Raw genomic sequence first — 25,076 nt, 5'->3', positions numbered from 1 at the left:
CAGAGGGGAAGAGGATTATTTTTCAAAAAATACAATTGAATCGACATTGTCGAGCCACTTCTCCGCTTGCGATCCGTCTGGGTTTGCGCGCCAAAGTGTCCTGCCTTTGTTAAGGATTGACTCTCCTCTTAACCAGACTAGTTTTCCGGCAGTCGATACGTATTGCGGAGCATAATCGCCGTATCCGGATGGGGGGCTTGTAAGCTTTGTTTGTGTGCCAGTCGGTATATCAATGGAGTAAAGGACAGGAAGAGGATGCTTGCTGAAGTCATTGGACCATTCCTGTTCCCGAATCCGGGCTGCAACCAGTGACTTGTTGTCAATCCAGTCGAAATCAATATCTGCATAATCAGAAGGAGTGAGCGTCACGGAGGCCGGCATTTCGCGAACTTTCAGATCTTTATTTTTAAAACCGAAAACAATCCTGCCGCCGCCTGCGATATAGGCAATTGTATCTTCGGAAGGGGCCCATTTAGGCGAGCCGACCTCAAAAATAATTTCATCCAGGACCGTAAACCTCTTTCCATCACTGTCAATTACGCAAACCATATTACTATCCATCGACCAGGATGCTGTTGGTGAGACGATAAAAGAAATCCATTTCCCGCTTGGGGAAAAGGTGAGCTGGCTAAGAAATACTGCAATCAACTGATTGTCTTTAGTGGTACCAATCTCTTTTGGGAGCTGGAAGAACGGTTCCACTCCGCCGAAGAGAATCACATCTTTATAATTGCCGGCAAGCTTCTTTTTAAACAGCGTCGCACTTGACCAGCCATCCGGCCGCAGGGTACCCGAAGCGGAAAGAAGAAAGCCGTTCCCATCTGGAAACCAAGTGTAGTCTTCTACTCCGGTGGCAATATTATAAAATCCTTTTAAATCTGATATATCCAGGATTCCTCCATCCTTGAAGGCAAGCTCGTTTTTCCTTGGAGCCCATTTTGGATAATGGCCATCGTGAAAGACCTTCTTCTTTTCACCGGTTGCAATCTCATAAACCCATAGTTCTGACTGCTCGCCATTCTGTTTGAATTCGGCAGGTGCCGATTCTTGATAGGCTAGCAAGTTTCCGTCACTCGACCACACAGGCTTTGCCTGAATTTTACCAGAGGAGGTAACCTGTTTCTCTTTCCCGCCAATAAGAACCCATAGATTGCCATCACGGATAAAGGCGGCCTTTACTCTGGTTAATGGGGCTGTTGAAGGTGCAGACCTTGTATCCGAGGATGTTGATGGTTCCAAATTCTGCTCGGAGGCAGAGGATGGCCCAGGATTAAGTTTTTTAGCGGAGGAAGGTTCAGAATTAAGGTTTGAGGCATCGGAAGGTTCCATATCGGCCTCCGAGGTTTTAGACGGGTTGGGTGTAAGGAGCCTGGAATCTGACTTGGTGCCAGCCTCGTTCATAGAGTCTGTTGAAAGAGCAGGAGACTCTAGCAAGGTTGAATTGCCGGAATCCGAAACTTTCCCTGTTGCCGAAGAAGAGGATACCGGCACGCACAACATACATGTAGCAAGTAGCATAAGGAAGTATTTTTTCATACAACCAACTCCTTTCCTGCTTAATTTGTTCCGTAAGCAGGCTTTTATGTCCGAAAAGTAATCTTTCCCAGCCATTGACAGTATTTCCTATCGGGCATACAATAAAGGTAATTATCGTTATTTTCTGATAAACATGAAACCATGTCCATGATTGTTAACCGCCCGTTTATGCGCGAAAAATAAGGATGATTCCGATGAATATAAAACAAGCAGCAATGATAAATAAGAGGCTGGACCCTGAATCGTAACCGATTTGGAGTCCAGCCTCTTTCTTTATTCTGCTAAATTGGTAGAGGTGAAAACAATGATACTGTTAACGGGTAATACGCTAACCTTAAATGAAGTGAAGGAAGTCCTGTATAAGGGCGCCAAAGTCTGTGCATCTGACGAGAGTATGGCTGGTGTTGTGAAAAGCAGGGAAGCTGTCGAACGGATTGTTGCTGAGAAAAAGGTTGTTTATGGAATCAATACAGGATTTGGGAAATTCAGTGATGTTCTAATTGATTCTGCCCATGTCCGTGACCTCCAGCTCAACCTAATACGCTCACATGCATGCGGGATTGGGGAGCCTTTCCCGGAAGTTGTCTCGAAGGCGATGGTCCTGCTTAGGGCGAATGCGCTTTTGAAGGGGTTTTCCGGTGTCCGGCCAGTCGTTATTGAACGGCTGATCGAACTGGTTAATGCAAATATTATCCCAGTGATTCCCCAGCAAGGCTCACTTGGAGCAAGCGGCGACCTTGCCCCGCTTTCCCATTTAGCGCTTGTCCTTATTGGTGAGGGAGAGGTCTTTTATAAGGGTGCCCGGATGGATGCTGCAACGGCACTTCAGCAGGAATCGATTTTGCCAATAACACTTGAAGCTAAAGAGGGGCTTGCGCTTATTAACGGAACACAGGCAATGACTGCAATGGGGGCTGTCGGATACCTTGAAGCCGAGCAGCTTGCCTACCAGGCCGAGCTGATCGCAAGCCTTACCATTGAAGGCCTTACCGGCATTATCGATGCATTCGCAGATGAAATTCACCAGGCTCGAGGATATTCCCAACAAATTTCCACGGCAGCCAGGATTCGCAATTATTTACGCGATAGCAAGATGACATCGAGGCAGGGAGAACTGCGCGTGCAGGACGCCTACAGCATACGGTGCATTCCGCAGGTGCACGGGGCATCTTGGCAGGCTCTTGAATATGTACGTGAGAAGCTTGAAATCGAGATTAATGCAGCGACTGATAATCCGCTAATTTTCCATGACGGCAGTATGGTTGTTTCAGGTGGGAATTTCCATGGCCAGCCAATTGCCTTTGCGATGGATTTTATGAAAATCGCTGCAGCAGAACTTGCCAATATATCCGAACGAAGAATTGAACGACTTGTCAATCCTCAGTTGAATGACCTGCCGCCTTTTCTGAGTCCGGAGCCAGGCCTTCAGTCAGGGGCGATGATCATGCAGTATGCCGCCGCTTCTCTTGTTTCGGAAAATAAAACCCTCGCCCACCCGGCAAGTGTTGATTCGATCCCGTCCTCAGCCAATCAGGAGGACCACGTCTCAATGGGCACAATTGCAGCAAGGCATGCCTGGCAAATCATTCAGAATGTAAGGCGTGTACTAGCCATTGAACTTATCTGCGCGCTTCAGGCAGCCGAGTTCCGCGGGAAGGAAAAGCTTGCGTCGGCAACCGCCAACTTGTTTGAAGAAGCACGGAAGATTGTCCCCGCTATTACTCAGGATCGTATTTTTTCCAAGGATATCGAAGCCGCCGCGAGCTGGTTGAAGGAGCTTGAAATTGCAGGGTTGGTCTTGCCGAAGGAAGAGCAAGTGTAGAGTCAAGGACTCATAAAACAAAAAAAGAATTCGGAGTCATGTCTCCGAACTCAGGATAAACCATTAGTGAAATCTGTTGCCGTCACCTTGCTCGACACGATTTTTAAAGGCTTCGCGCACAACAAGGAACTCCTCATCGCCAATTGCTTCTTTTGTATGCTTTTCAGTCAAGGTATCCTTAGGAAAGTTTCCAGGATGCCCTTTCTTTTTATGCTCAAAATTTTGGCCGCGGCTCATTAATCGCACTCCTTTCAAAATAGCTTCCGGTCTAGTTTCCCCGAACCTCTATCAATTATGAAAAGTGAGTGCTTCTGGCAAATTTGAATTAACTAGGCCGGGATAGTGAAAAATGATATACTGTACTTGAAGCAGCCTATAGTGAAGACCGTAGACCTTTTAAGGAGGAGCTGGAGTGGATTTTTTCCAAATCATTTCGGAGGACCGGATTAAGAAGGCTTATGAAAAAGGCGAGTTTGAAAATTTGCCTGGTTATGGCAAGCCGCTGCCAAACGATGACCTGTCAGGGGTACCGGAAGAGCTCAGAGTGGCATATCGCATGATGAAGAATGCTGGCTATACAGCAGAGGAATCAACGCTGCGCCGGGAAATGGCCACTATTGAAGGATTGATTGCTCGTTGCACTGACGATGATGAGCGAGCTGCTTTACAAAAAAAACTGAATCAGAAAATGCTCCGGTTTAACAGTGTTATGTCAAAACGCGGCGGTAAGACGAATTCTTCAATGTTTAAAAACTACACAGAAAAGGTTATGAAAAAATTGACCTGACTATAAAGAGAGGGACCGGCCAAAACCAGGCTGGTCCTTTTGAGATTTTATTATGTTAAACATCGTTCTTAGCTGGCAGTCCATGATCCATTTGTTCTACCGATTCCACGGCAATACTTGCTTCCAAGGGGACTGATTTTGGCTTCAATAACCGATCGAGCCAAAATCCGAAAAAAATCATAAATGCGATTGGAATCGTATAATTTAATATATGAATGAGCGTCAAGTCAAACCCTCCTCCACATAATTCGATTAACACTTTTATTATGTTGTTTATATTATATTCATTGAGCTGGTTGAAATCAAACGATAATTCTAAATTTTCTAACTACTAATTAAAATAGGTATTTAATATGGTTATTCTCCTCCCGCCAATAATTGGACATAGGGCAAAAGGGAGTAGTATAAAGGCGGAAGGGTGAAATTGCGTTTTTGCGGTTAAGTCCCCAACTACTTTATTATTAAATATTTACTTACTCACCTTTTGACACCCATGTCCTTTCCACCAATATACCTGCAAGGTCACTTCTCCCATTTAGTGAGGATTTTCAACAAATTGATGACAAATAAAACGCAAATTTCTCGGCTTGTTTGGCAGTAAGTTGCAAGTACCACCAAAACACAGAATGGTTTGGAAATTAATTGGCGATTTTTGCATAGAATTGGAAAAAGATTGTGGGATTTTTTGCTGTTTTACAGACAAAAAACAACACCTTACTACTAAAGAACTATTTATAATAGTGCCTAGAGCTACTACTTAAGTATGCGTCCGTGGTAATAGAAACAGACAGCCTTGACTGCTTAAGTACGAACAGAAAAAGGCAAACCGCTTGAAAAGGTGGGACGCAAAGCTTCAGGTCTAATGCGGGAGAATTCCGGTGCGATGACGGCTGAGCTGCCTGGAATACGAATGTATTTTAGGGGTGAAGACAGTGGCAATTGCTGAAAGAGGTTTAGAGAACTTGGATCAGGAATGGATGGCTCTTATCATGGAAGCAAGAGAGATTGGACTGAGTAAAGATTTGGTGAGGGATTTTTTAAACAAGCATGAAAATCAAATGCTGCAGGCGGTAGCAAAATAAAATTATTAAGACGGAAAAAATCCAATGAGGGACAACCCATTGGATTTTGTTTTATTTATTGGATAGCTGCTAAACTCAGGGCTTATTCGAGCCGTCATTCCCCTGCTTAATTCTCCATCTATTAAACTCGAGAAACTCCCGGAACTGCTCCTTGGAAACCCCGGAGTCCATTGCCTCTTTTACCAGCTTCAGCCAATCACGGTCAAGATCATCCCCACCGTTTGTGGGAGACTCATGAATCAACTGATCGACAGAAACGTCCAAAACAGCTGAAATCTTCTCAAGGAATTGAATAGAAGGATTCCGCTGCAAATTCCGCTCCAGCGAACTGATATACGACTTCGCAACACCTGCCTGCTCCGCAAGCTCTGAAAGCGACATCTTTTTTTTCATTCGAATCTTCTTTACACGATCACCAATCATAGACGTTCACACACCTTGATTTATATCTTTATTTCATGATAACAAATTGACCTTAAAAGTACCATACAAACTGTACTTTATCCAGAATATCCACCTTGGGAAATAAGGAACTTGACGTTTTGTCTCCCGAACCGACGGGAATGGAATCTACGATAACTGAAAAAGGAGCTGTTGAAATTGGCAAAGAAAATTGCATGCCTAATTACAGACATGTTCGAGGATTCCGAGTACACAGAACCAGCAAAAGCATATGTTGAGGCAGGACATGAGGTATTGAGCATCGGGACTGAAAAGGGAAAGGAAGTAAAAGGCAAACAGGGCGAAGCAACAACAACCATTGATTATAGCATTGACGAGGTAAATCCAACTGATTATGACGCATTGTTCCTGCCGGGAGGATTTTCACCAGACATTCTTCGCGCGGATGACCGGTTCGTCGAGTTTACAAAAACATTTATGGATGAAAAAAAGCCAGTGTTTGCAATCTGCCATGGACCACAGCTATTAATAAATGCCAAAGCGCTAAATGGACGAACCGTCACTGGATACAAATCAATTAAAGTCGACCTCGAAAATGCTGGAGCCAACTACAAAGATGAAGAAGTCGTCGTCTGCGGAAATCAGCTAGTTACCAGTCGCACCCCAGACGATATCCCTGCCTTCACCCGTGAATCCTGCAAATTGCTTAGCTAGTATATACAGGAGGGGTCAGACCCCTAATTAAAATTGTGCCATTCCGTGTCCGGAGTGGCACTGTTTTTTCTATAGATTTGGATTCTCGTGCTGGTATGTTTATCGACGGGCAGGCTATGCTTTAATTTTTTGGTAAAGAAGGCTACTATAAAGAATGGAAGCATTGCCTACTAAGAAACATATAGTAAGTATGAACTGAACTTCGTAAAGGCGGGAATAGCATGATTGTTTTAAAATCGGCACGGGAAATAGACAAAATGAAGGAGGCTGGCAAGGTGCTCGCGGCCTGCCACCGTGAAATAGCAAAATTAATTAAGCCGGGAATCACAACCTGGGAGATTGACCAGTTTGCAGAGCAGTTTTTAAAAAAGCACAGAGCTACGCCCGAACAGAAGGGTTATAAGGGGTATGAATTCGCCACCTGTGCAAGCATAAATGATGAGGTCTGCCATGGTTTCCCGCGTAAGGAGCCGCTAATAGAAGGCGATATTGTCACCGTTGATATGGTTGTAAACCTGAACGGGGCACTTGCCGACTCGGCCTGGACCTATGCGGTAGGCGAGGTAAGCGAAGAGACAGGCCATCTGCTTGACGTCACCAAACAGGCATTATATAAAGGAATTGAAGTGGCTGTGCCAGGAGCGCGGATCGGCGACATTGGACACGCCATCCAGACATACGTTGAAGGCGAAGGCCTAGCAGTCGTGCGTGAATTCATTGGCCATGGAATTGGCTCAGTCATTCATGAAAAACCGGACGTCCCCCATTACGGTCTTCCGGGTAAAGGAGCCCGCATAAAGGAAGGAATGGTCTTCACAATCGAACCGATGGTCAACATCGGGACATGGCCAACAAAGATGGATCCGAACGGCTGGACGGCACGAACTGTTGACGGAACCTACTCAGCTCAATACGAGCACACTATCGCAATTACAAAGGACGGCCCAGTTATTCTGACCAGCCAGGACGAAGAATAAGCTTGGTACATTAGGATCTAGTTTTCTAATAAACCTGTTTTCTGCGACATTTTGTTAGTGTCGGTTCGCTGCGAGGTTCCCAAGAAGTGGTACTCCAAGTACATTTCGATACGGAGCAAAACTCCAAATGTCCTCGAAAGGTTTCAGCGAGGACAATCTTATGGATCCAGCTGTCCCGAATTGCCTCCTAAAGCCCTTACTCGGTAGCTAAGTTTTACACAGCATCATCCCTTACTCGGTAGCTAAGTTTTACACAGCATCATCCCTTACTCGGTCGCTAAGTTTTACACCAATTTCAAGAGCTTGGCGTCCCTAGTAACTTGAATGCCAATAAAAAACGAACAGGCCAATGCCTGTTCGTTGGATCTAATACTACTTAAAATTATTGCTTTCGCAGGTTGCCGAGCTCTTCGGCTAGCGCCTGCATTTCGCTTGTCGAGAAGTTGTTTTTCCGCATAACCATTTCATAGATTTCCGTCAGTTCTTCATACATATTTTCATCGAAATGGGAGGACTTGATTGCCCCCAGATTCATCACTTTCAACTTGTCCTTAATTTTCTCAATCATATAGTCAACATTCTCGGCAGATTTTTTTGATAAATCCATCCTCGTCACCCTTCCTGAAATTCGTAGTTCCATCTTTCCATGAGGATGGCGAATTGTCAACAGCAACCCGCACCCAGGCATGTTTGCCCAAACTTGAAAGCGGGAAGGATACAAGCAAGAATCAGGGAATACTAAACCTATCTATTATTAAGCAAATTGTATAGAAGAAGGAGAGATTCTAATGGCAGGAACTAGCAAGTTTTGGAAGTCAATGATGTGGGGGGCACTTGCAGGTGCGGCAGTCAGCCTGCTCAATAAGGAGACACGCACTGCCGTAATCGACGGTGCCAAGAAAGCTTCTGACAATATGGCCTATGCTGTTAAACATCCACGTGAAATCACTGACACCATCCGTGATGCAGCAAAGAAAATCCAGAGCACCGTTGAACAAATGAATGATGATATTACCTATATCGCAGGGAAAGTTGACGAACTGCGCGAAACAACCCCGCAGCTAGTTGGAATCCTGAAAGAAACAAAAGGCGCCTTTGCCAAGAACGAAGACGACCGCGAAACTGTTTCAGCTATGCCAGGCGGCGGTATCTCAGGCGCGGATGGCAAAGACCCTATCTTGAGCGAAGTGGTCCTGAAGGAAGCTGATACTGTTGGCTCATAACCCGGCCCCAACAGCGAAAAAAGAAGAAAAAATCGAAAATATCCGTGGGTTGTTCAGCAAGAACATCTTTAAGCAGCTGCTGCACCGAATAAAAGAGGATGATTTGCCGGGCCTATCCGCTCAATTGGCTTACTACTTCCTGCTATCGCTGTTCCCACTGCTCATTTTCCTATTAACGCTTATGCCTTACCTGCCAATCCCACAGCGGGATATTCTAGGGGCTATCCAGGACTTTGCACCTCCAGAAGCATTTGCGCTAATCGAAAAAAACCTGACTAGCATCATGGAAAACAGGAGCGGCGGTCTGTTGTCCCTCGGTGTCATCGGTACCATCTGGTCAGCCTCAAACGGGATCAATGCGCTCGTTCGCGCCTTCAACACAGCCTATAATGTCGACGAAACCCGATCGTTTATCGTGGCACGCGGGATGTCCATCCTGTTCACATTTGGCATGGTATTTGTCTTTATTATTGCACTTGTACTCCCGGTGTTCGGGAAAGAAATCGGGGAATTCCTGTTCTCGTTCCTTGGGCTGGATGGAGCATTTATAGTCATCTGGAATCTTCTCCGCTGGGCGCTGACACCACTCATTCTTTTCGGTATTTTCACCATCCTCTACTGGGTGGCACCTAACCTGAAAATGAAATGTAAATCAGCCATACCTGGAGCCATTTTTGCTACCGTCGGCTGGATCATCACGTCTCTCGGGTTTTCATTCTACGTCAGCAACTTTGGCAACTACACATCCACCTACGGAAGCATCGGGGGAATGATCATCCTGATGATCTGGCTCTATCTGTCAGCATTCATCATCCTCCTCGGCGGCGAAATTAACGCCTTCTATGCCGAAAAATCCAAACAGGACAAAAACTGCTAACTTCTTTTTTTGAAAAAAGGCAAATGAATTCCAGTCACACCAGGTCCGGCCATCAAAGGTCGGGCCTTTTTGATGCAAGTTAGGCACGGTTTTCACTCTGCCAAAAGTTTTTTGCAATAAGTTGAACGCGCATCCCGTCTACTCTTTAAAGGGGGACGATATGGATGAAGAAGTGGTATATTCTTTTGCTTGTAATTGTGCTGGCGGGCTGTCAGTCTAATCCGTTTCAGCAAACACATGTCGAGATCGACTGGGTGGATTTTATCAAATGGGATGGAGTTGAATACGATGGCATCCTGGAAGGCGTCCTTGCCAACGAATCCTTCATTGGCAAAAAAATCGGCGAAGTGAACTTCAAGGTCGCCGACAATGTATCAGACTCAAACTATCGAATCAAAGATGGGGACGCGGCATTTCATGAAAAAGGAACGGCACTCTACGAGATTAAAGGGCTGCCAGGTTTCCTTGCGGTAAAAGATGAAGGGGCAATAAACGGTTATCGCGTTTACTATGCAAGGAGTGAGGATGAAGAGTATAAGTGGCATTTTAAAGATATGCCGATTGATAAGGTAAATAGGATCCAAATTTATCAGTCCTATACGGCTCAAGGAAACTCGCTCGTTAATGAAATCGAAAGCAAGGAAGAAGTTGCAGCCTTCATGAAGCTTTTACTGACAAGCGAAACGAACTCCTCTTTCTCGCCAAATACACAAAATGGCGATCCAACTTATTATGATATCGTTTTGTATACAGGCGAACCAATCGCTTATAAGTATGGTATGGCCTATGACGGAAAAACATATTTTTGGTCGCCGTGGGACACATCAATTCTATCTAATGACATGGAAAAGTATATGAAATAGAAAAGGCATTCGCCGCCGTGGCGAATGCCTTTTTCTACGATCTTAACAACCTTAGGCTATTTAAGATAACCAAAATCGTACTTCCTTCATGCCCGATTACGCCATAGGGCAAATCGAGGAGCTGCAGGAAGTTTGAGGATATGAGTACCATGATGACCAGAATGGAGAAAACAATGTTCTGCTTGATGATCCGGTTCATACGGCGCGACAGACGAATTGCTTCGGCTATCTTCGGCAAGTCATTTTTCATAAGAATAACATCGGCAGTTTCAAGCGCGACATCGGTGCCTTCGCCCATCGCAATTCCAACATTCGCCGTTGCAAGCGCTGGTGCGTCGTTAATTCCATCGCCAACCATGGCAACCGTCTGATAGCGGCCCATCAAGCCCTTTAGGCGGTCGACCTTTTCCTCCGGCAGGCATTCTGCAAAGTACTCGTCTACGCCGCTTTCACCGGCAATCGCCTTTGCAGTCGTTTCACTGTCGCCGGTGAGCATGACTGTGTGGACGCCTTCAGCTTCAAGCTTAGCGATTGCAGCCTTCGTCCTGTCGCGGACTACATCCTTCAGCGCAAGCATCCCGGCTGGAACACCGTCAATCGAGATGAACACAAGTGTGTTCCCTGCCACAGCATGCTGGCTGGCAGCATTTCCAGCAAAAACAGCCGCCGCTTCTTTGCCAATAAAGCTAGCCTTTCCGATTTTCCAAGCTTCACCTTGGAATTCAGCAAGTATCCCCCAGCCTGGCTGGTCTTCCATTTTATCGGGTTCTACCAAAGGTTTGGAAATTTCATTTTTTGAAAAAGAAACAATTGCCCGGGCGAGCGGATGGTTGGATTGATTTTCAATCGATGCAAGTTTCCAGAGAAGGTCCTCCCGTGAATAGCCTTCCGCTGCAAGAAATTCGGTTACTTCCGGCTTGCCCTTCGTCAATGTTCCGGTTTTATCAAAAGCGATTGCATCTAGGTTGGCCAGGTTCTCAAGGTGAACGCCGCCTTTAACAAGGATTCCGTTTCGGGCCCCGTTGGAAATTGCCGACAGGGTTGCTGGCATAATTGAAGCAACCAGAGCACATGGGGAAGCGACAACAAGCAGGACCATCGCGCGGTAGAACGTTTCCTGCCAGCCCCAGCCGAGCAGATAGTGCGGCAGAATCATCATTAATCCGACAGCAATAAGCACGATTTTTACATAGCTGCCTTCAAATTTTTCTATGAACAATTGGGAAGGGGATTTTTCACTCTGAGCGTTTTGGACAAGCTCGATGATTTTTGAAAAAAGTGTATCCGTACTCGCTTTAGATACTTCAACTGTAATTGCTCCAGATAAGTTGACTGTTCCCGCAAACACTTCGTCCCGAAGCCCTTTTTCAACGGGAATTGATTCTCCAGTAATCGCGGCCTGGTCAATGCTTGATTCACCTTTTTGAATGATTCCATCAGCAGGTACGCGTTCTCCAGGCTTGACGAGAATTGCATCGCCAACTTTTAGCGTGGAAACAGGGACTCTGCGTTCTATCCCGTTTGTCACAAGCAGTGCTTCTTCAGGCTGAAGATCCATCAAAGCCGAAATTTCCTTATGGCTTTTATTCATGGTGTAGGTTTCAAGAGCGCCACTAACGGCGAAGATGAAAATCAGGATCGCTCCTTCTGCCCAGTAGCCAATGATTGCCGAGCCGATTGCCGCGAACACCATAAGCATTTCAACATTTAATTCTTTGTTTTTGATTGTTTCTTCAATGCCTTCCTTAGCCTTGAAGTAGCCTCCAATAACAAACGCTGCAAGATATGCTGCGACACTTGCAGATCCATCGAGGAGCCAGCCTGCTAAAATCAGAATTCCGCTTACTGCAGCGCAAATCAATTCTGCATGGACTGCCATTTTTTCAAAAAGGCTTGGTTGTGGTTCGCCATTAGCATTAACCTGTACACGTGCTTCCATTTTCGATTACGCCTCCCTAATTGAGAATAATATTCAACCTCATTAAGCCTATAAAAAGACGAATGCCGCTATTCAGGACTGAATAGCAGCATAAAGCATTTGGTTTCTTATTTAGAATTATTCTATCATAGGAATTATTTTTTGGGAAGCTATAAGAACGAAATATTATTCTCTTTCTATATATATTCATAAAAAATAAAATTAACCTTTTGCTAGTGAAGGTTGTTTGAAAACAGCCAGTGCCAAAAAAATCATCAACAAAATAAAACTTATCAAATAGAAGAAACTGCCGCCCTCAGTAAATTGGATGGCGAGGCCGCCAAAAAATGGGCCGCTGACACTGCCGAGGCTAAAAAATATTCCGCACATCAGGTTCCCCGCCGGTAGAAGCTGCCTTGGAAGCAAGTCGGCCATATAACTAATCCCGAGAGAGAAGGTAGTTCCGACTGCCATTCCGGCAAGGAAGAATGTTATCAAAAGGCCGATGGCTGAATCATAAAATATACCAGCCCCGATAAAACAGAAGAACCCGGTCAGCATGATCCCCATCAGGACATTTCGTCGTCCGTACTTGTCACTCATCACCCCAAGCGGAAATTGAAAGAGAATACCGCCAATTGAGAATGCTGGCAGGATAATTGAAACAGCCGACACATCGAGCCCATTCCGGAGCGCCAGAACTGGAAAGTTGCCATTCAGTGAAGCTTCTAGGAAACCATATCCTAGTGGTGGCAATAATGACACCCAGGCAATTTTCAGCACCTTGCTGAAGCGTGAGAAGGAACTCTTGTAGGAGCTGCCTACAGTTCCGTCTGAATCTGGAAAATCATTTCGCAGAAGCCACACAAACAGCCAGGAGAGTAACGAAAGTGCCGAAGATATCATGAACGGGAGTGCTTCGTTGATAGTAACCAGCCGGGTCATGAGCGGACCGGCCGCAAATCCGATTCCAAAAAATAATCCGTACAACGACACATTCCGGCCGCGGCGATTCTCCGGGGATGCCGCAGTAATCCAGGTTTGGGCACTAAAGTGAAGGAAGTGGTCGCCAATTCCAATTAAGAACCTTAGGAAAAACCAGAACCAGAAGCTTTTCCAGGCGGGGAACAGCGCAAGTGCAACCGCCACGCTAAGCCCCCCGGCAAGCATGATAGGTTTATATCCGAACCTTCTAAGCGGTCCTTCCATAAACGGTGAGGCAAGTAAAATCGCAATATAAAGTGCAGTTGCGTTGATTCCGTTTGATAAGGACGAAAAGCCGTCTTTTTCTAAAATAATTGCCACAAGTGGTAGCAGCATCCCCTGCGAAAGCCCGGAAATGCCTATGGTACTGACCAGAATCCAAAAATGTCCTCCAGGTGTTTTTTTCATAATGTTAAGACCCCGATTGCTGAAAGATTTCATGTTGATGGTATCTTTTGGAGGGTAGTTTTGCAAGCAGGAAGATAGTATATGGAAGGAATTATTGCCTGATGAAACGTTATGTAGGAAGGCTCTATGTTACCTTTTGGCGAGTGCAGTTTGTTTAAACGTCATATAGGATATTTCTAATGATACCTTTTTGGCACTGCTTTCTCTGATTCTCGAAATCCCCTTAAAATCAATATACAAAATAATCTTTTCTAAAATTAATAATTACGGTATTCTCTATACAGTAAAAAAACCAAAAGAGGAAGTGGGTGGTAAAGTGGAGTTCTTTATGAAGGAAGAAGGCTTTTATGGGGATTTGCCTTATGGACGCCTTGATGTCTCTGGCAAGGACGGTGCCGGGCACAGGCCATACCAATTGATGGTTGCCTCAATTGCGGTCTGCAGCGGCGGAGTACTGAGAAAAATTTTAACAAAGAAACGCATTGATATTGAGGATATAAAAATCCAAGCTGAGGTTGACCGAGCGGATGGCGGGACTGGCAAAATTGAGCGTATTCACATCCATTATATAATTAGGGGCCGGCAGCTTGACGAAACACAGATTCAAAAGGCAATTGATGTTGCTGCAAAAAACTGCCCGATGGCTCAGTCAGTCGCCGGCAGTATCACAATCAAGGAAACCTTCGAATTACTATCGTCTTAAATCCATCTCGCGTAACGGGAATAAATGACAAAAACACGGGTAAAGTTATGTGGAAGATATTTAGATAGAGATTGTGAGGGAACTATGTGGCTAATAAAATTTTTATGATTCTTACCTTTGTCGGCGTTCCGCTGTCTGTAATTGGGAGCCTTATGCACTGGCCAAGTACGCTATTATTTGTCATTTACTGTTTAACGATTGTCGCGCTCGCTAGCTTCATGGGGCGCGCGACTGAGAGCCTTGCAGTCATTGCGGGTCCGAGGATTGGCGGCCTATTGAACGCAACCTTTGGGAACGCGGTCGAGCTGATCATTTCAATTTTCGCATTAAAGGCCGGTCTGACAGGCGTTGTGCTTGCATCACTCACCGGTTCGGTACTTGGGAACCTGCTGCTTGTCGCTGGATTGTCCTTTTTCATTGGTGGAGTAAAGTTCAAGCGCCAGGTTTTCAACGTTCATGATGCACGCCACAACTCGGGGCTGCTTATGTTTGCGGTTGTAGTTGCGTTTGTTATTCCTGAAGTTTTTTCAATGGGAATGAGTGAAAGTAAAACAATTTCATTAAGTATCGGAATTTCTATTATCTTAATTGCACTTTATCTTGCGGCACTATTTTTCAAGCTTGTTACTCACCGCGGGGTTTATCAGAGTGAAAATAACGGGGAACATAGCCATGAGGAACCGGAATGGAGCAAAGGGAAAGCAATCCTTGTCCTCGCCCTTGCAACTATTGCGGTTGCCTATGTGTCGGAAAATCTTGTCCATACGTTCGAGGCGGTTGCCCATTCATTCGGCTGGACCGAACTGTTCATCGGGGTCATTATTGTTGCCATTGTCGGTAATGCGGCCGAGCACGCATCGGCAATTATCTTTGCCTATAAAAATAAAATGGACATAGCAGTTGAAATTGCTATTGGCTCAACCTTGCAGATTGCGATGTTTGTCGCTCCTGTACTTGTCCTTATTTCCCTGTTGTTTGCTGAAGCAATGCCGCTCGTCTTCACACTGCCGGAGCTGGTTGCGATGGTTTCCTCCGTCCTGCTGATGGTCATCATCTCCAATGACGGCGAATCAAACTGGTTTGAAGGTTTAACATTGCTTGCTGCTTATGTCATTATGGGTATAGGATTTTTCCTCCTATAGTCAGTTTCCAGATGTTTAAAATAGATCTTCTGGAGTTCCGCAAACAAGTGTTGGCCTGATCCTAGAGAAGAGCCTCGGCATAGAATTAGTTGCTTTGCTACGGAGGTATAAAAGCCCGGGAGAACAGTCAATCAGTTCTCCCGGGCTTTTTGTGGAGAGTTCTCGTATACGGGGAATCAAAGGGGTGGCGAAGGATTGTCTGTATAGTTCTGGTCATTTGCTCTGCAATCGGGTTGAAAGTGGTCTCATAAACGAAAATGACTCCAGGCTTTGGATATGGCCAGGAGTCATTTATTTGCTAAGTATTTTTTGGATGTCATTGTTTTGGTATTAATCAAGTCGCTTTTATTTGGGAACAATCACCAACCTTTATGCTTAATATGGTAAAATCAATATCAGTCAACATAAATTAGTGATTCCCGCCTCCTTCATATGTGTATTTAGAGCGATTTGATTCAGCCCTCCTTTTGATTAGATAATGTAAGTATACACTGTTACTTAATTTTTGTAAACATTCTGACAATTATTTTTGAGGGGTAAATTATGGCATTTTTCTACAGGACATCATTTTTTATTATTGGCCTTATTATTCTAACCTTTGGGGTTTCCCTGACAATTGTGGCTGATGTTGGCGCGGGGGCGTGGGATGCCCTGAATGTCGGGTTATCCGAGACATTCGGGCTTACTGTAGGAAATTGGGTTATGATTGTTGCTGCTATTTTAATGGTTGTCAATGCGTTTTTACATAAAAAGAAGCCCGAGCTGCTTGCTTTTGTTCTGCTGTTCTCAGTTGGCCCGATGATTGATGTCTGGCTGCTATTTGTTCTAAATGAATGGACACCTGAGAAATTAACCGTGAAAATGATTGGATTTCTTGCAGGGTTGGTCATTATTAGTATTGGTGCAGCTATATATTTGCAGGCAAAATTTCCGTTGCTTCCTATCGATAATTTCATGATGGGAATCAAAAACCGATTTAATATCAGTATCACAATCGCAAAAACAGCCACAGAACTATTGGCGTTAATGCTTGCCTTGCTTGTAGGCGGCCCGATTGGGATAGGAACTTTGATCGTTACCTTTGCGATTGGCCCGATCATTGATCTCTTCTATCCTATTTTTGAACGTATTTTTTACAAACTGATGGCTGCCAGCGCGTGAACAAATTAGAAAAAAATATGGTAAAATTATATGTCCAAAAATGGGCAACCCACTTGGATAAAATCAGCGAACTCCGAAAACACTAAAGGCAAACAAATGCACTTTGTGAAAGGAGTTCTTTTTTGTGAAAAAATTAGGTGCGCTCATTCTTACAGTTACTTTTGCACTTTTGCTCATTTCGCCGGCTGCTGCTGAAAAAAGCCAGCCGAAAACAGTCATTCCAGAAGGTGCTATGAATATCACAAAAGAAAATACGTACCCGAATCCGAACCAGGATGAACCACTGCTTCAGCCAAGCGAGCTAGCCAAGCGGCTCATTGATACGACCAAGGTGAAGATTGAGAATCCTAACCTGATCCGGATGCTCAATGAAACGAGTATTAATAGCACGCCATTTGCACTGGGTTATAAGGCAATCATTTATCTCGGCCAATGGCCACTCAATTATGAATCAGCCGAAACATCACCAAATTGGGAATTCCAAAAAATTAACACGAACTATTTCGACAATCGCGGCGGTGAAAAGCCGTACCAAATCCATTATGTCCAGGAGTCCCAGAAGGTTATCAAGGGCGGCCTGACAGCGAAAATTCCAAACGCCGACGAAGTAAAGAAGATGATGTTAATTAAAGCTTCCCGCAAATCAAAGCTTCCTCTCGCGTTTGAGACTGTAGTCGGTCTAGGAACGAAAAAAGATCAAATTTACAACATTCCTAGGAAACGTCTTGGTTACTTGTACGCTTATGCCCCAGCCATAAACGAAAAAGGAAAGGTAACATACGGCGAGGTATATCTTGTCCTAAAAGGAAACAAGAAATCGATTGTTGTTAAAAATGTTACTTCCCAGGGAATTGGAGCATGGATCCCGATTCAGGACTACGTTTCCTTCAGTTTCGCAGCGAGCGAACGCCCAAGATAAACCAGTAAAAATCCCGCCGCGGCGGGGTTTTGTTTTTTTCTATTAAATTTAGGGTTAGGCAGTATTGGTGTTAGTTTTAACCGCTATCCTTCATGGACGTTTAGTCCCGTAGAAGCTCACCAGGCTTAGGAAAGTGTGAGGAATTTGTCGAAAAATAGGAATAATTACCCTTGCAGAAAAAGGAAAGTATGAAAAACAAGTTGTTTAGCTTGCCTCATATCCGGGAAATACACAAACAGGTTAAACTTTACTAAATAGGATTGAGGAGGAATTGCAATGAACGAGTTTGAAAATCAGTACCAAAACCAAAACCAGAGCGAGAACCTGAACCAGAATCAGTCTTATAACCAGTCTTATAGCTATACGGAAAATGAAAAGAACAGCAAACTGCTGAAGGGGATTGTCATCGGTGGTGTTATCGGAGGAGTTCTCACACTGCTAGACTCTTCAACTCGCTCAAGCCTTAAGGAAACGGCTACAAACCTGAAGGATTCTTCTAAGAGCATGTTTACTGAAGTGAAAAGCAATCCGACAGAAGTAAAGGATCAAATGATGTCCCAATTTCAACAAGCATCCAATGTTCTGAAGGAAGCCATTTCGGATGCACAATCATTATATGATCGGCTGAACGGCGATTTGTTCGGCAAGGTTTCCGAAGTGAAAGATATTTCAAAGGATGCGATTAACACCGTGATGGGTGTTAAAGGTGAAGTGAAAACGATTGGCTCTAAAGTAGCAGAGGCGGGGACAGAGCTGAAGAGCGCTGTTCCAACAGGCGGAGCGGATACGACATTGAACAGCACATCAACTACTGCGATGGCAGGTTCGACTGGCACATACCTTGGTGAAGCGTCTGGCTCGTTAACTGGGACAAGCCCTACTTCAAGCTTTGAAGCTGGCACAACTTCAGACTTAACAAGCGGATCTTCCTACGGGGATAGCGACACAACTACAGACTACGGAATGGGTAACACCTCCGGTTCCGTTGGGGATGTAGTCGGCGGCGATGCCAATGCGAACTCTGATGGTTCAGGCGGTCTTGGCTATAACAACGAAGATGGCACACACACAACTGGCGGCCAAGAGACTCCCTACCATGATGAAGATGAGAAGAAGAAATATTAATTGATTGAAGACAACCAGCGGGAAATATTCCGCTGGTTTTTTAATGGGAAAAGAAAGTTTGAATCTGAAATCTTTATTGGTTATTCTAATCAACTATGTGGACATTTTCGCACAGGATGAATCAAATATTATCCTGTCTGAAGAACTGAAAATCATTCTCTAGATGGTAATACTTTCATTAGTACAAGGCCCTGTCAAACTCGTCCAGTTTCAAGAAAAACACCCCCGGGTACTAGTTCTTTATAAGTGTTTTTTGAAAGGGGTAGTCATATTGCCACGTTCTAATAGATGTTTACCAGAAAGAGAAACAGCAAAAGGAAAATATGGGATGGTCGCTACCGCCCACCCGCTTGCCACCAAGATTGGCGCGGATATATTGAAAAATGGCGGGAATGCCATAGATGCAGCTGTGGCCATCCAGTTTGCCCTTAATGTTGGTGAACCGTCGAATACAGGGATCGGAGGATCCGGATTCTTTATGGTTTACCACAAAGATACTGGGGCAACAAAGATATTTGACGGACACTCGGAAGCTCCAGCAGCTGCACATCCTGAAATGTTCCTCGATGAAAACGGAGAGGTTATTGAATTCCGGAAACGTTCGACCCACGCGACTGCAGTCGGGATACCCGGAATACTAAAAGCAATGGATGCGGCGCTAAAGGAATATGGAACAAAGCCGCTTTCCGAACTTGTTGAACCAGCCGCCCAAGCTTGCGAGGAAGGAATTCCGATGAACTGGGTCCATATGGATATGCTCGACAAGTTTAATTACCGGCTAGGGAATGAGGCAAGGAAGCTTTATTTTTCAGAAGGCCTCGAGGAAGGACATATTCTTAAGAAACCCCACCTCGCAAGAACATTCCGCTTAATCGGGGAGGAAGGGGTTGAAGTATTTTATGAAGGTGAAATTGCTGAGGCAATTGTAAACACGATTCGGGACCATGGAGGGTTCATGACTCTTGATGACTTGAAAAAATACACGCACACCGTGGACGAGCCAGTCCGGGGAAGTTACCGTGGGTATGATATTGCATCAGCAAGCCCGCCCACAGCAGGGGGGCCGAGCCTGCTTTATATCTTAAGCCTGTTAGAGAACTTTGATTTGAAATCCTATGGCCTTAAATCCTGGGAAAAATACTACTTGTTTGCTGAGATCATGCGGTTAGCCTTTTCAGATAAAGTTGCCTATATGGGAGATCCCCGAAGCACCGATATTCCATTAAAAGGGCTTTCCGATGAACGCTACCTTGCCGAACGGCTTGCCCAGATCAACTTTGAATTTCGTAACCCAGATATTGATTTCGGAAACCCGTGGAAATATGAAGGGAAAGAAGGGCGACCAGTAGTCAGGCAGCCAGCAGACGCCGAGCAAAGCGAGACAACTCATTTTACAGTTGCCGACGCTTTCGGTAACATTGTTGCATGTACGTCCACGGTAGAGCATCCTTTTGGGACAGGTATCATAGTACCTGGTTACGGCTTTTTCCTGAACAATGAGCTGACTGACTTTGATCCGCTCCCAGGAGGAGTCAATGAACCTGGACCGGGAAAACGGCCGGTGAGCTGCAAATCCCCAACCATTCTTTTTAAGGATGGTAAGCCAGTATTGACCCTAGGTTCACCCGGTGGTCCGACAATTATTGCTTCGGTGTTCCAAACAATTGTAAACATTGTCGATTTTGGAATGAGCCTTAAAGATGCCATTGAGGAACCACGAATATTTTGTGCCCCTGGCCAGCTTATTTCATGGGAGCAAGGTATTGATATGGTTGCAAAAGGAAAACTTGAATCGATGAACTTCGAATTTGGAGAGGAACCGCATGTTATCGGTAATGTCCAGGCAATTCAGTTAGACCATGAAAACGATGAGATGTATGGAGCAGCCGATTCGAGCAGGGAAGGCTCCGCTTCCGCGATTGATTTTTTGCCTAAAGTGGAATAATACAACTGGACGAACCGTTCCCATTTCTGTAGGATGGTAACGAGACGAAAGGAGCGAACCACTTGGGCAAAGATATAACTGATAAGGATACACAAGTAATTTTCCTTAAGCAGAGGCTGAACATGTTCATGGATTTGCTGGATGCCATCGAACCAGAAGAGACCGATGTTGACGACATCGACCGCCTGCTTGAAATTATTGATGAAATCGAATTGAAAGTACGCGAATTTAATAACCGCGACATATAAGCCCCGCAACGTGCGGGGTTTTTCTTTAGACTATGACATAATAGAAGCTAATGGGTAAAAATAAATACCAGTAGGTCAATTTTCGAAAAGGGATGGGTTGCAAATGACAGACGAACAAGCAAAGCGAGAAAAGAGAAAAGATGAACACATTAGGCTTGCCCTGTCAGATGAACCCCCTCGGGCTTCGCATTTTGACCAATTGTTTTTTGTTCATAATTCCCTTACACGTACCGGCGTTAAGGATGTGGACTTGGAGGTAGAGTTTCCAGAATTTAAGTTCGATACACCGTTTTACATTAATGCCATGACTGGTGGCAGTGCCCGGTCTGGCTCGATAAACCAGGTGCTTGCAGAAGTAGCTAAAGCAACTGGAATGGCAATGGCTGTCGGTTCCCAGCATGCGGGCTTAAAAAATGACCAATTGGCGGAAACGTATGAAATCGTCCGCAAGGTTAACCCTAAAGGCATTGTTTTTGCTAATGTTGGGGCGGATGTTACGCTTGATATGGCCCGTAAAGCCGTTGAAATGCTCGATGCCAATGCGCTTCAGATTCACTTGAATGCTCCGCAGGAACTTGTTATGCCAGAAGGCGGACGGGATTTTACTAACTGGCTAGAAAATATCGAACAAATCAATTCCCGAGTTGGCGTACCCGTTATCGTTAAAGAAGTCGGGTTCGGAATGAGCCGCGAAACGCTTAGTTTTTTGCGTGAGATGGGTATCATGTATGTGGATGTCAGTGGACGGGGTGGAACTAATTTTATCGGAATCGAAAACAAACGAAGAGAAAAACAGGAGTACGTCTACCTGGAAAATTGGGGACAAACAACACCAGTTTCCTTATTGGAAGCTCAGGACTTTGTCGACAGTATGATGGTATTTGCCTCTGGAGGTATTCGAAATCCCCTGGATGCAGTGAAGTGTTTGTCGCTCGGAGCCAGTGCGGTTGGCGTGGCGAGTCCTGTCCTGAGGATCGTACTGGAAGAAGGAATTGAGCGGACAATTGAAGAAATGAAGCAATGGCAGGATCAAGTCAAAACTATTTGTACGATGCTTGGCGCTCGGAACCTGGTTGAATTGAAACAATGTCCACTCGTGATCACCAAAGAAGTACGTGAATGGTGCGATGCAAGAGGGATTGATATACGGAGATATGCGAATAGGAAATAAACTTGGACAGCCTCGCCAGATTTGGCGGGGGTTTTTGTAGCGTAGAATGAGGGTTGCGCTGTTGGGTGGGGGTTTTCAGGGTGGAATGGAGTTTGTCCTGTAAATTTAGAAATGTGTCCTAGAACACAAATCTGTTCAGAAAATGTTTTTATTTCTCAAGAGGAACCAAGCCAATTTAGAAGAAGTTTTTCACAAAGGAGATGATAAGTGAATGAACTTAAAAGCAAGAAGCAAACCTGTTCACCTGCTAAAACTAGGCTGCCGGACCTGCATCCAAGCAAATCCACGATAGAAGCAGACATTGCAAAAAGAAGTGCCGGGTATAAAGGAGAGTGCGAGACGGACTATTATACTGATCAATTGGATCACAATAAGTATTTCACTCTTCACGACATCAGGCCAAAAAGTAATAGAGTACAAATTCTATTTAGGCTTAGTGATGGATTACCGGATAATAGAATTTCCATTCGCTCGGTAATGTTTATGTGGTTCCAATTGTGACTGAATGGTGAATAGTTTCGAAATATGCTTCATTGAGGGTGAAAAAAGTGTGGAAGAGGGGGAAATAGAGTTAGTACAGGGTGGAAAAAGTGTGAAAACGGTCGAAAAAACTTTCAAAAATGTTCACTTCATAGTTGGAGTCAAGAACATTGCCGGTGAAGTAAAATTTGATGGTTTTAATCAAATGATCCGGACTTATAATGAGCAAAGCGAAGGCATGCAAAATCCTCTCTCACACGGTTTCCTCCATCAACAGCAACTCCAAAAATGGCTTCAATCGTATAACCTTCCGCCAATCCCCATTGAGACTGTTGTTGTGTTTAGCAACCCTAGAACTATCCTCACTATTCAAGGAGGACTTACTCTAGCCCTGAAGAAAATTTGCCACGCACCTAACCTATTGATGAAGCTCCAAGAACTGGAATACAAGCACCCTCAGCCCAGAAAGTATGGTTACTGGCAATGCCCTATTTGCAACACCACTTCAAAAGATGCTCATATCCAGGCACTCTATACATACTTTCTCCTCATAAAACCGTTTATCTCAGTCTCCGAGTTCGCGGCGTTCGCACACATTCCCTCAATAAAAACTGCCTTTAGGCTTTTGTCAGCACTCAAACTCCATACAAGCGGGATTGGAAAATCTACAGTTTACCATGCTCCCGGTTCCTTATTTAGCTGTTCGCCAGACAATCAATAATGGCAACCATCGCCTACATATAGAGGTCTAATATGGTGCCTTGCCCTTCCTACTCCGGAACGCTCCAGATTCTATTTCACTTGCCCAACAGATAGTCAATAATACTTTAATCCCCCACAATTCAGGAGTATAATGAACTAGGATGGAATTGTTTCAAAATTCATACTAGACTGGTTCAGGAACAAGGGGGAGCAGACAAGTGAACATAGAAAAGTTTCAGGAAAGCATGTACAAGCTGATTGTAGAAACATCGACGAACTTGCCGAAGGATGTCCGCAGGGCAATTCAGGCTGCGGCTGAAAGAGAGAACGCAGGCACCCGTTCAGCAATGAGTCTCGCGACAATCACCAACAATATTCAAATGGCTGACAAGCAGGTTTCACCCATCTGCCAGGATACAGGTCTGCCTACTTTTAAAATTAAAACTCCTGTGGGTGTCAACCAAATTGAGCTTAAGGCTGCAATCCACGAAGCGCTCGCACTGGCAACTAAGGATGGGAAAATGCGTCCGAATTCAGTTGATTCCTTAACTGGCAAAAACAGTGGGGACAACCTCGGCGGCGGCACGCCTGTTATTAAGTTTGAACAATGGGAAAAAGATTATATTGATGTCCGCCTTATCTTAAAGGGTGGCGGTTGTGAAAATAAGAATATTCAGTACAGCCTTCCGTGTGAATTGGAAGGACTTGGCCGTGCCGGGCGCGATCTTGACGGAATCCGCAAATGCATCATGCATTCCGTCTATCAGGCACAGGGACAGGGCTGTTCAGCTGGTTTCATTGGTGTCGGCATTGGCGGTGACCGCTCATCAGGTTACGACCTTGCGAAGGAACAGCTTTTCCGTTCCAATGACGATGTGAATCCAGTTGAAGAGCTTCGCCAGCTTGAGGAATATGTAGTGGAAAATGCAAATAAGCTTGGAATCGGCACAATGGGCTTTGGCGGCGAAACAACGCTGCTTGGCTGTAAAATTGGTGTCATGAACCGAATTCCCGCCAGTTTCTTTGTTTCTGTAGCCTATAACTGCTGGGCATTCCGACGCCTTGGCGTTAATGTTCATCCTGAAACAGGTGAAATCCTCGACTGGATGTACCAGGAAGGCGAAAAAATCGACTTCAGCAAGGAGCATGAGCTTGCTGCTGCGGAATCAGCAGCAGCTGTTGAAGCACCAAACGTTATCACTCTCCAGGCGCCAATTACAGAAGAGCAGATTCGCGGCTTGAAGGTTGGCGACGTTGTCCAAATTAACGGAATGATGTATACCGGGCGTGACGCCATTCATAAATACTTATCAGAAAATGACTCTCCTGTTAATTTGAACGGGCAGGTTATTTACCACTGTGGTCCGGTCATGCTGAAGGACGCGGAAGGCAACTGGCATGTAAAGGCAGCCGGCCCGACTACCAGCATCCGCGAGGAGCCGTATCAAGGGGACATCATGAAACGCTTTGGCATCCGAGCAGTCATTGGAAAAGGCGGAATGGGCCCGAAAACACTTGCAGCATTGCAGGAACACGGTGGAGTTTACTTGAACGCAATCGGAGGAGCTGCTCAGTATTATGCAGACTGCATCAAGTCTGTTGAGGGTGTTGACCTCATGCAATTCGGTATTCCAGAAGCAATGTGGCACCTAAAGGTTGAAGGCTTTACAGCGGTAGTCACCATGGATGCCCATGGGAACAGCCTCCACGCTGATGTCGATAAATCTTCTTTAGAAAAATTGGCACAGTTCAAGGAGCCGGTATTTAAATAAAATGGCAGAGATGCGGAATCCCTTATGGTTCCGTATCTTTTTTTTAAAAAGATTGGGGAAATTCCCCGGGAAATGTAACACGTGAAACATTTTCATAGTTCATTTCGACATAAAC

26 protein-coding genes and 1 riboswitch are annotated in these 25,076 nt (G+C 45.0%); of the genes, 19 read left to right on the top strand and 7 right to left on the bottom strand.

Going from position 1 to position 25,076, the window contains the following annotated elements; genetic code table 11:
* Positions 1 to 15: 15 nt before the first annotated feature.
* On the bottom strand, positions 16 to 1,536 hold the full coding sequence (locus AM500_RS23405) for a TolB-like translocation protein (RefSeq protein WP_053601369.1): 1,521 nt from the start codon (positions 1,534 to 1,536) through the stop codon (positions 16 to 18).
* 304 nt (positions 1,537 to 1,840) lie between these two features.
* On the opposite strand from AM500_RS23405, the gene hutH reads away from it, so the two are divergent.
* Positions 1,841 to 3,358, top strand: coding sequence for a histidine ammonia-lyase (gene hutH / locus AM500_RS23400; RefSeq protein ID WP_053601368.1), 1,518 nt, complete (start codon positions 1,841 to 1,843; stop codon positions 3,356 to 3,358).
* Between the two features lie 63 nt (positions 3,359 to 3,421).
* On the opposite strand, the gene AM500_RS25990 is transcribed toward hutH, so the two are convergent.
* Positions 3,422 to 3,595 (bottom strand): hypothetical protein, encoded by a 174-nt coding sequence (locus AM500_RS25990; protein ID WP_197028371.1) that lies wholly within the window; start codon positions 3,593 to 3,595, stop codon positions 3,422 to 3,424.
* Positions 3,596 to 3,770: 175 nt separating this feature from the next.
* Between AM500_RS25990 and AM500_RS23395 the strand changes: the two genes are divergently transcribed.
* A complete protein-coding gene (locus AM500_RS23395) occupies positions 3,771 to 4,145 on the top strand; it encodes a DnaJ family domain-containing protein (protein WP_053601367.1) in 375 nt (124 codons plus the stop codon).
* Between the two features lie 55 nt (positions 4,146 to 4,200).
* Here AM500_RS23395 and AM500_RS25690 read toward each other — a convergent pair whose 3' ends face one another.
* Positions 4,201 to 4,371 (bottom strand): hypothetical protein, encoded by a 171-nt coding sequence (locus AM500_RS25690; RefSeq protein WP_156319892.1) that lies wholly within the window; start codon positions 4,369 to 4,371, stop codon positions 4,201 to 4,203.
* A 584-nt stretch (positions 4,372 to 4,955) separates the two neighbouring features.
* A riboswitch (cyclic di-GMP riboswitch) is annotated at positions 4,956 to 5,048 on the top strand.
* 29 nt (positions 5,049 to 5,077) lie between these two features.
* Here AM500_RS25690 and AM500_RS25245 point away from each other — a divergent pair.
* Positions 5,078 to 5,227: an anti-repressor SinI family protein gene (locus AM500_RS25245; RefSeq protein WP_156319891.1), complete on the top strand. Its 150-nt coding sequence runs from the start codon at positions 5,078 to 5,080 to the stop codon at positions 5,225 to 5,227.
* A gap of 75 nt (positions 5,228 to 5,302) precedes the next feature.
* On the opposite strand, the gene AM500_RS23390 is transcribed toward AM500_RS25245, so the two are convergent.
* Positions 5,303 to 5,650, bottom strand: coding sequence for a helix-turn-helix domain-containing protein (locus AM500_RS23390; RefSeq protein ID WP_053601366.1), 348 nt, complete (start codon positions 5,648 to 5,650; stop codon positions 5,303 to 5,305).
* 177 nt (positions 5,651 to 5,827) lie between these two features.
* On the opposite strand from AM500_RS23390, the gene AM500_RS23385 reads away from it, so the two are divergent.
* Both AM500_RS23385 and map read left to right on the top strand, forming a co-directional pair.
* Positions 5,828 to 6,343 (top strand): type 1 glutamine amidotransferase domain-containing protein, encoded by a 516-nt coding sequence (locus AM500_RS23385; protein ID WP_053601365.1) that lies wholly within the window; start codon positions 5,828 to 5,830, stop codon positions 6,341 to 6,343.
* Positions 6,344 to 6,564: 221 nt separating this feature from the next.
* The gene (map, locus tag AM500_RS23380) at positions 6,565 to 7,320 is read left to right on the top strand and encodes a type I methionyl aminopeptidase (protein WP_053601364.1); all 756 of its coding nucleotides are present in this window, start codon (positions 6,565 to 6,567) and stop codon (positions 7,318 to 7,320) included.
* 382 nt (positions 7,321 to 7,702) lie between these two features.
* Here map and AM500_RS23375 read toward each other — a convergent pair whose 3' ends face one another.
* Positions 7,703 to 7,927: a DUF1128 domain-containing protein gene (locus AM500_RS23375; protein WP_053601363.1), complete on the bottom strand. Its 225-nt coding sequence runs from the start codon at positions 7,925 to 7,927 to the stop codon at positions 7,703 to 7,705.
* A gap of 181 nt (positions 7,928 to 8,108) precedes the next feature.
* On the opposite strand from AM500_RS23375, the gene AM500_RS23370 reads away from it, so the two are divergent.
* The 3 genes from AM500_RS23370 to AM500_RS23360 all read left to right on the top strand — a co-directional run bounded on the left by AM500_RS23370 (position 8,109) and on the right by AM500_RS23360 (position 10,283).
* The gene (locus tag AM500_RS23370; protein ID WP_197028372.1) at positions 8,109 to 8,543 is read left to right on the top strand and encodes a YtxH domain-containing protein; all 435 of its coding nucleotides are present in this window, start codon (positions 8,109 to 8,111) and stop codon (positions 8,541 to 8,543) included.
* Between the two features lie 40 nt (positions 8,544 to 8,583).
* Complete coding sequence (locus AM500_RS23365; RefSeq protein WP_442854019.1) at positions 8,584 to 9,420, top strand: YihY/virulence factor BrkB family protein; 837 nt, start codon at positions 8,584 to 8,586, stop codon at positions 9,418 to 9,420.
* A gap of 164 nt (positions 9,421 to 9,584) precedes the next feature.
* A complete protein-coding gene (locus AM500_RS23360; RefSeq protein ID WP_053601362.1) occupies positions 9,585 to 10,283 on the top strand; it encodes a hypothetical protein in 699 nt (232 codons plus the stop codon).
* Positions 10,284 to 10,317: 34 nt separating this feature from the next.
* On the opposite strand, the gene AM500_RS23355 is transcribed toward AM500_RS23360, so the two are convergent.
* Entirely contained in the window at positions 10,318 to 12,222 is a 1,905-nt protein-coding gene (locus AM500_RS23355; protein WP_053601361.1) for a heavy metal translocating P-type ATPase, read from the bottom strand.
* 201 nt (positions 12,223 to 12,423) lie between these two features.
* Positions 12,424 to 13,626: an MFS transporter gene (locus AM500_RS23350; RefSeq protein WP_082347358.1), complete on the bottom strand. Its 1,203-nt coding sequence runs from the start codon at positions 13,624 to 13,626 to the stop codon at positions 12,424 to 12,426.
* A gap of 283 nt (positions 13,627 to 13,909) precedes the next feature.
* Between AM500_RS23350 and AM500_RS23345 the strand changes: the two genes are divergently transcribed.
* The 11 genes from AM500_RS23345 to AM500_RS23295 all read left to right on the top strand — a co-directional run bounded on the left by AM500_RS23345 (position 13,910) and on the right by AM500_RS23295 (position 24,961).
* Positions 13,910 to 14,296 carry an OsmC family protein gene (locus tag AM500_RS23345; RefSeq protein ID WP_053601856.1) on the top strand — a complete coding sequence of 129 codons (387 nt, stop codon included), beginning with the start codon at positions 13,910 to 13,912 and terminating at the stop codon, positions 14,294 to 14,296.
* Positions 14,297 to 14,400: 104 nt separating this feature from the next.
* Entirely contained in the window at positions 14,401 to 15,438 is a 1,038-nt protein-coding gene (gene cax / locus AM500_RS23340) for a calcium/proton exchanger (protein WP_197282715.1), read from the top strand.
* A 543-nt stretch (positions 15,439 to 15,981) separates the two neighbouring features.
* Complete coding sequence (locus tag AM500_RS23335) at positions 15,982 to 16,599, top strand: YczE/YyaS/YitT family protein (protein WP_053601359.1); 618 nt, start codon at positions 15,982 to 15,984, stop codon at positions 16,597 to 16,599.
* Positions 16,600 to 16,723: 124 nt separating this feature from the next.
* Positions 16,724 to 17,518 (top strand): YfkD famly protein, encoded by a 795-nt coding sequence (locus AM500_RS23330; RefSeq protein WP_442853982.1) that lies wholly within the window; start codon positions 16,724 to 16,726, stop codon positions 17,516 to 17,518.
* A gap of 276 nt (positions 17,519 to 17,794) precedes the next feature.
* The gene (locus tag AM500_RS23325; RefSeq protein WP_053601358.1) at positions 17,795 to 18,643 is read left to right on the top strand and encodes a hypothetical protein; all 849 of its coding nucleotides are present in this window, start codon (positions 17,795 to 17,797) and stop codon (positions 18,641 to 18,643) included.
* 271 nt (positions 18,644 to 18,914) lie between these two features.
* Positions 18,915 to 20,588 (top strand): gamma-glutamyltransferase, encoded by a 1,674-nt coding sequence (gene ggt, locus AM500_RS23320; RefSeq protein ID WP_231688076.1) that lies wholly within the window; start codon positions 18,915 to 18,917, stop codon positions 20,586 to 20,588.
* A 62-nt stretch (positions 20,589 to 20,650) separates the two neighbouring features.
* Positions 20,651 to 20,836, top strand: a complete 186-nt coding sequence (locus AM500_RS23315; protein WP_043931367.1) for an SE1561 family protein — start codon at positions 20,651 to 20,653, stop codon at positions 20,834 to 20,836.
* A gap of 103 nt (positions 20,837 to 20,939) precedes the next feature.
* The gene (fni, locus tag AM500_RS23310) at positions 20,940 to 22,007 is read left to right on the top strand and encodes a type 2 isopentenyl-diphosphate Delta-isomerase (RefSeq protein ID WP_053601356.1); all 1,068 of its coding nucleotides are present in this window, start codon (positions 20,940 to 20,942) and stop codon (positions 22,005 to 22,007) included.
* Between the two features lie 207 nt (positions 22,008 to 22,214).
* Positions 22,215 to 22,508, top strand: a complete 294-nt coding sequence (locus tag AM500_RS23305; protein ID WP_053601355.1) for a hypothetical protein — start codon at positions 22,215 to 22,217, stop codon at positions 22,506 to 22,508.
* Positions 22,509 to 22,599: 91 nt separating this feature from the next.
* On the top strand, positions 22,600 to 23,208 hold the full coding sequence (locus tag AM500_RS23300) for a nuclease-related domain-containing protein (RefSeq protein WP_197282643.1): 609 nt from the start codon (positions 22,600 to 22,602) through the stop codon (positions 23,206 to 23,208).
* Between the two features lie 199 nt (positions 23,209 to 23,407).
* Positions 23,408 to 24,961: a fumarate hydratase gene (locus AM500_RS23295; RefSeq protein ID WP_053601353.1), complete on the top strand. Its 1,554-nt coding sequence runs from the start codon at positions 23,408 to 23,410 to the stop codon at positions 24,959 to 24,961.
* Positions 24,962 to 25,076 lie beyond the last annotated feature (115 nt).

The organism is Bacillus sp. FJAT-18017 (assembly GCF_001278805.1).
Classification (GTDB): domain Bacteria; phylum Bacillota; class Bacilli; order Bacillales; family Cytobacillaceae; genus Bacillus_D.
Note: the sequence above shows the minus strand (reverse complement) of the source record. Positions and strands in the feature narration are given on the sequence as shown.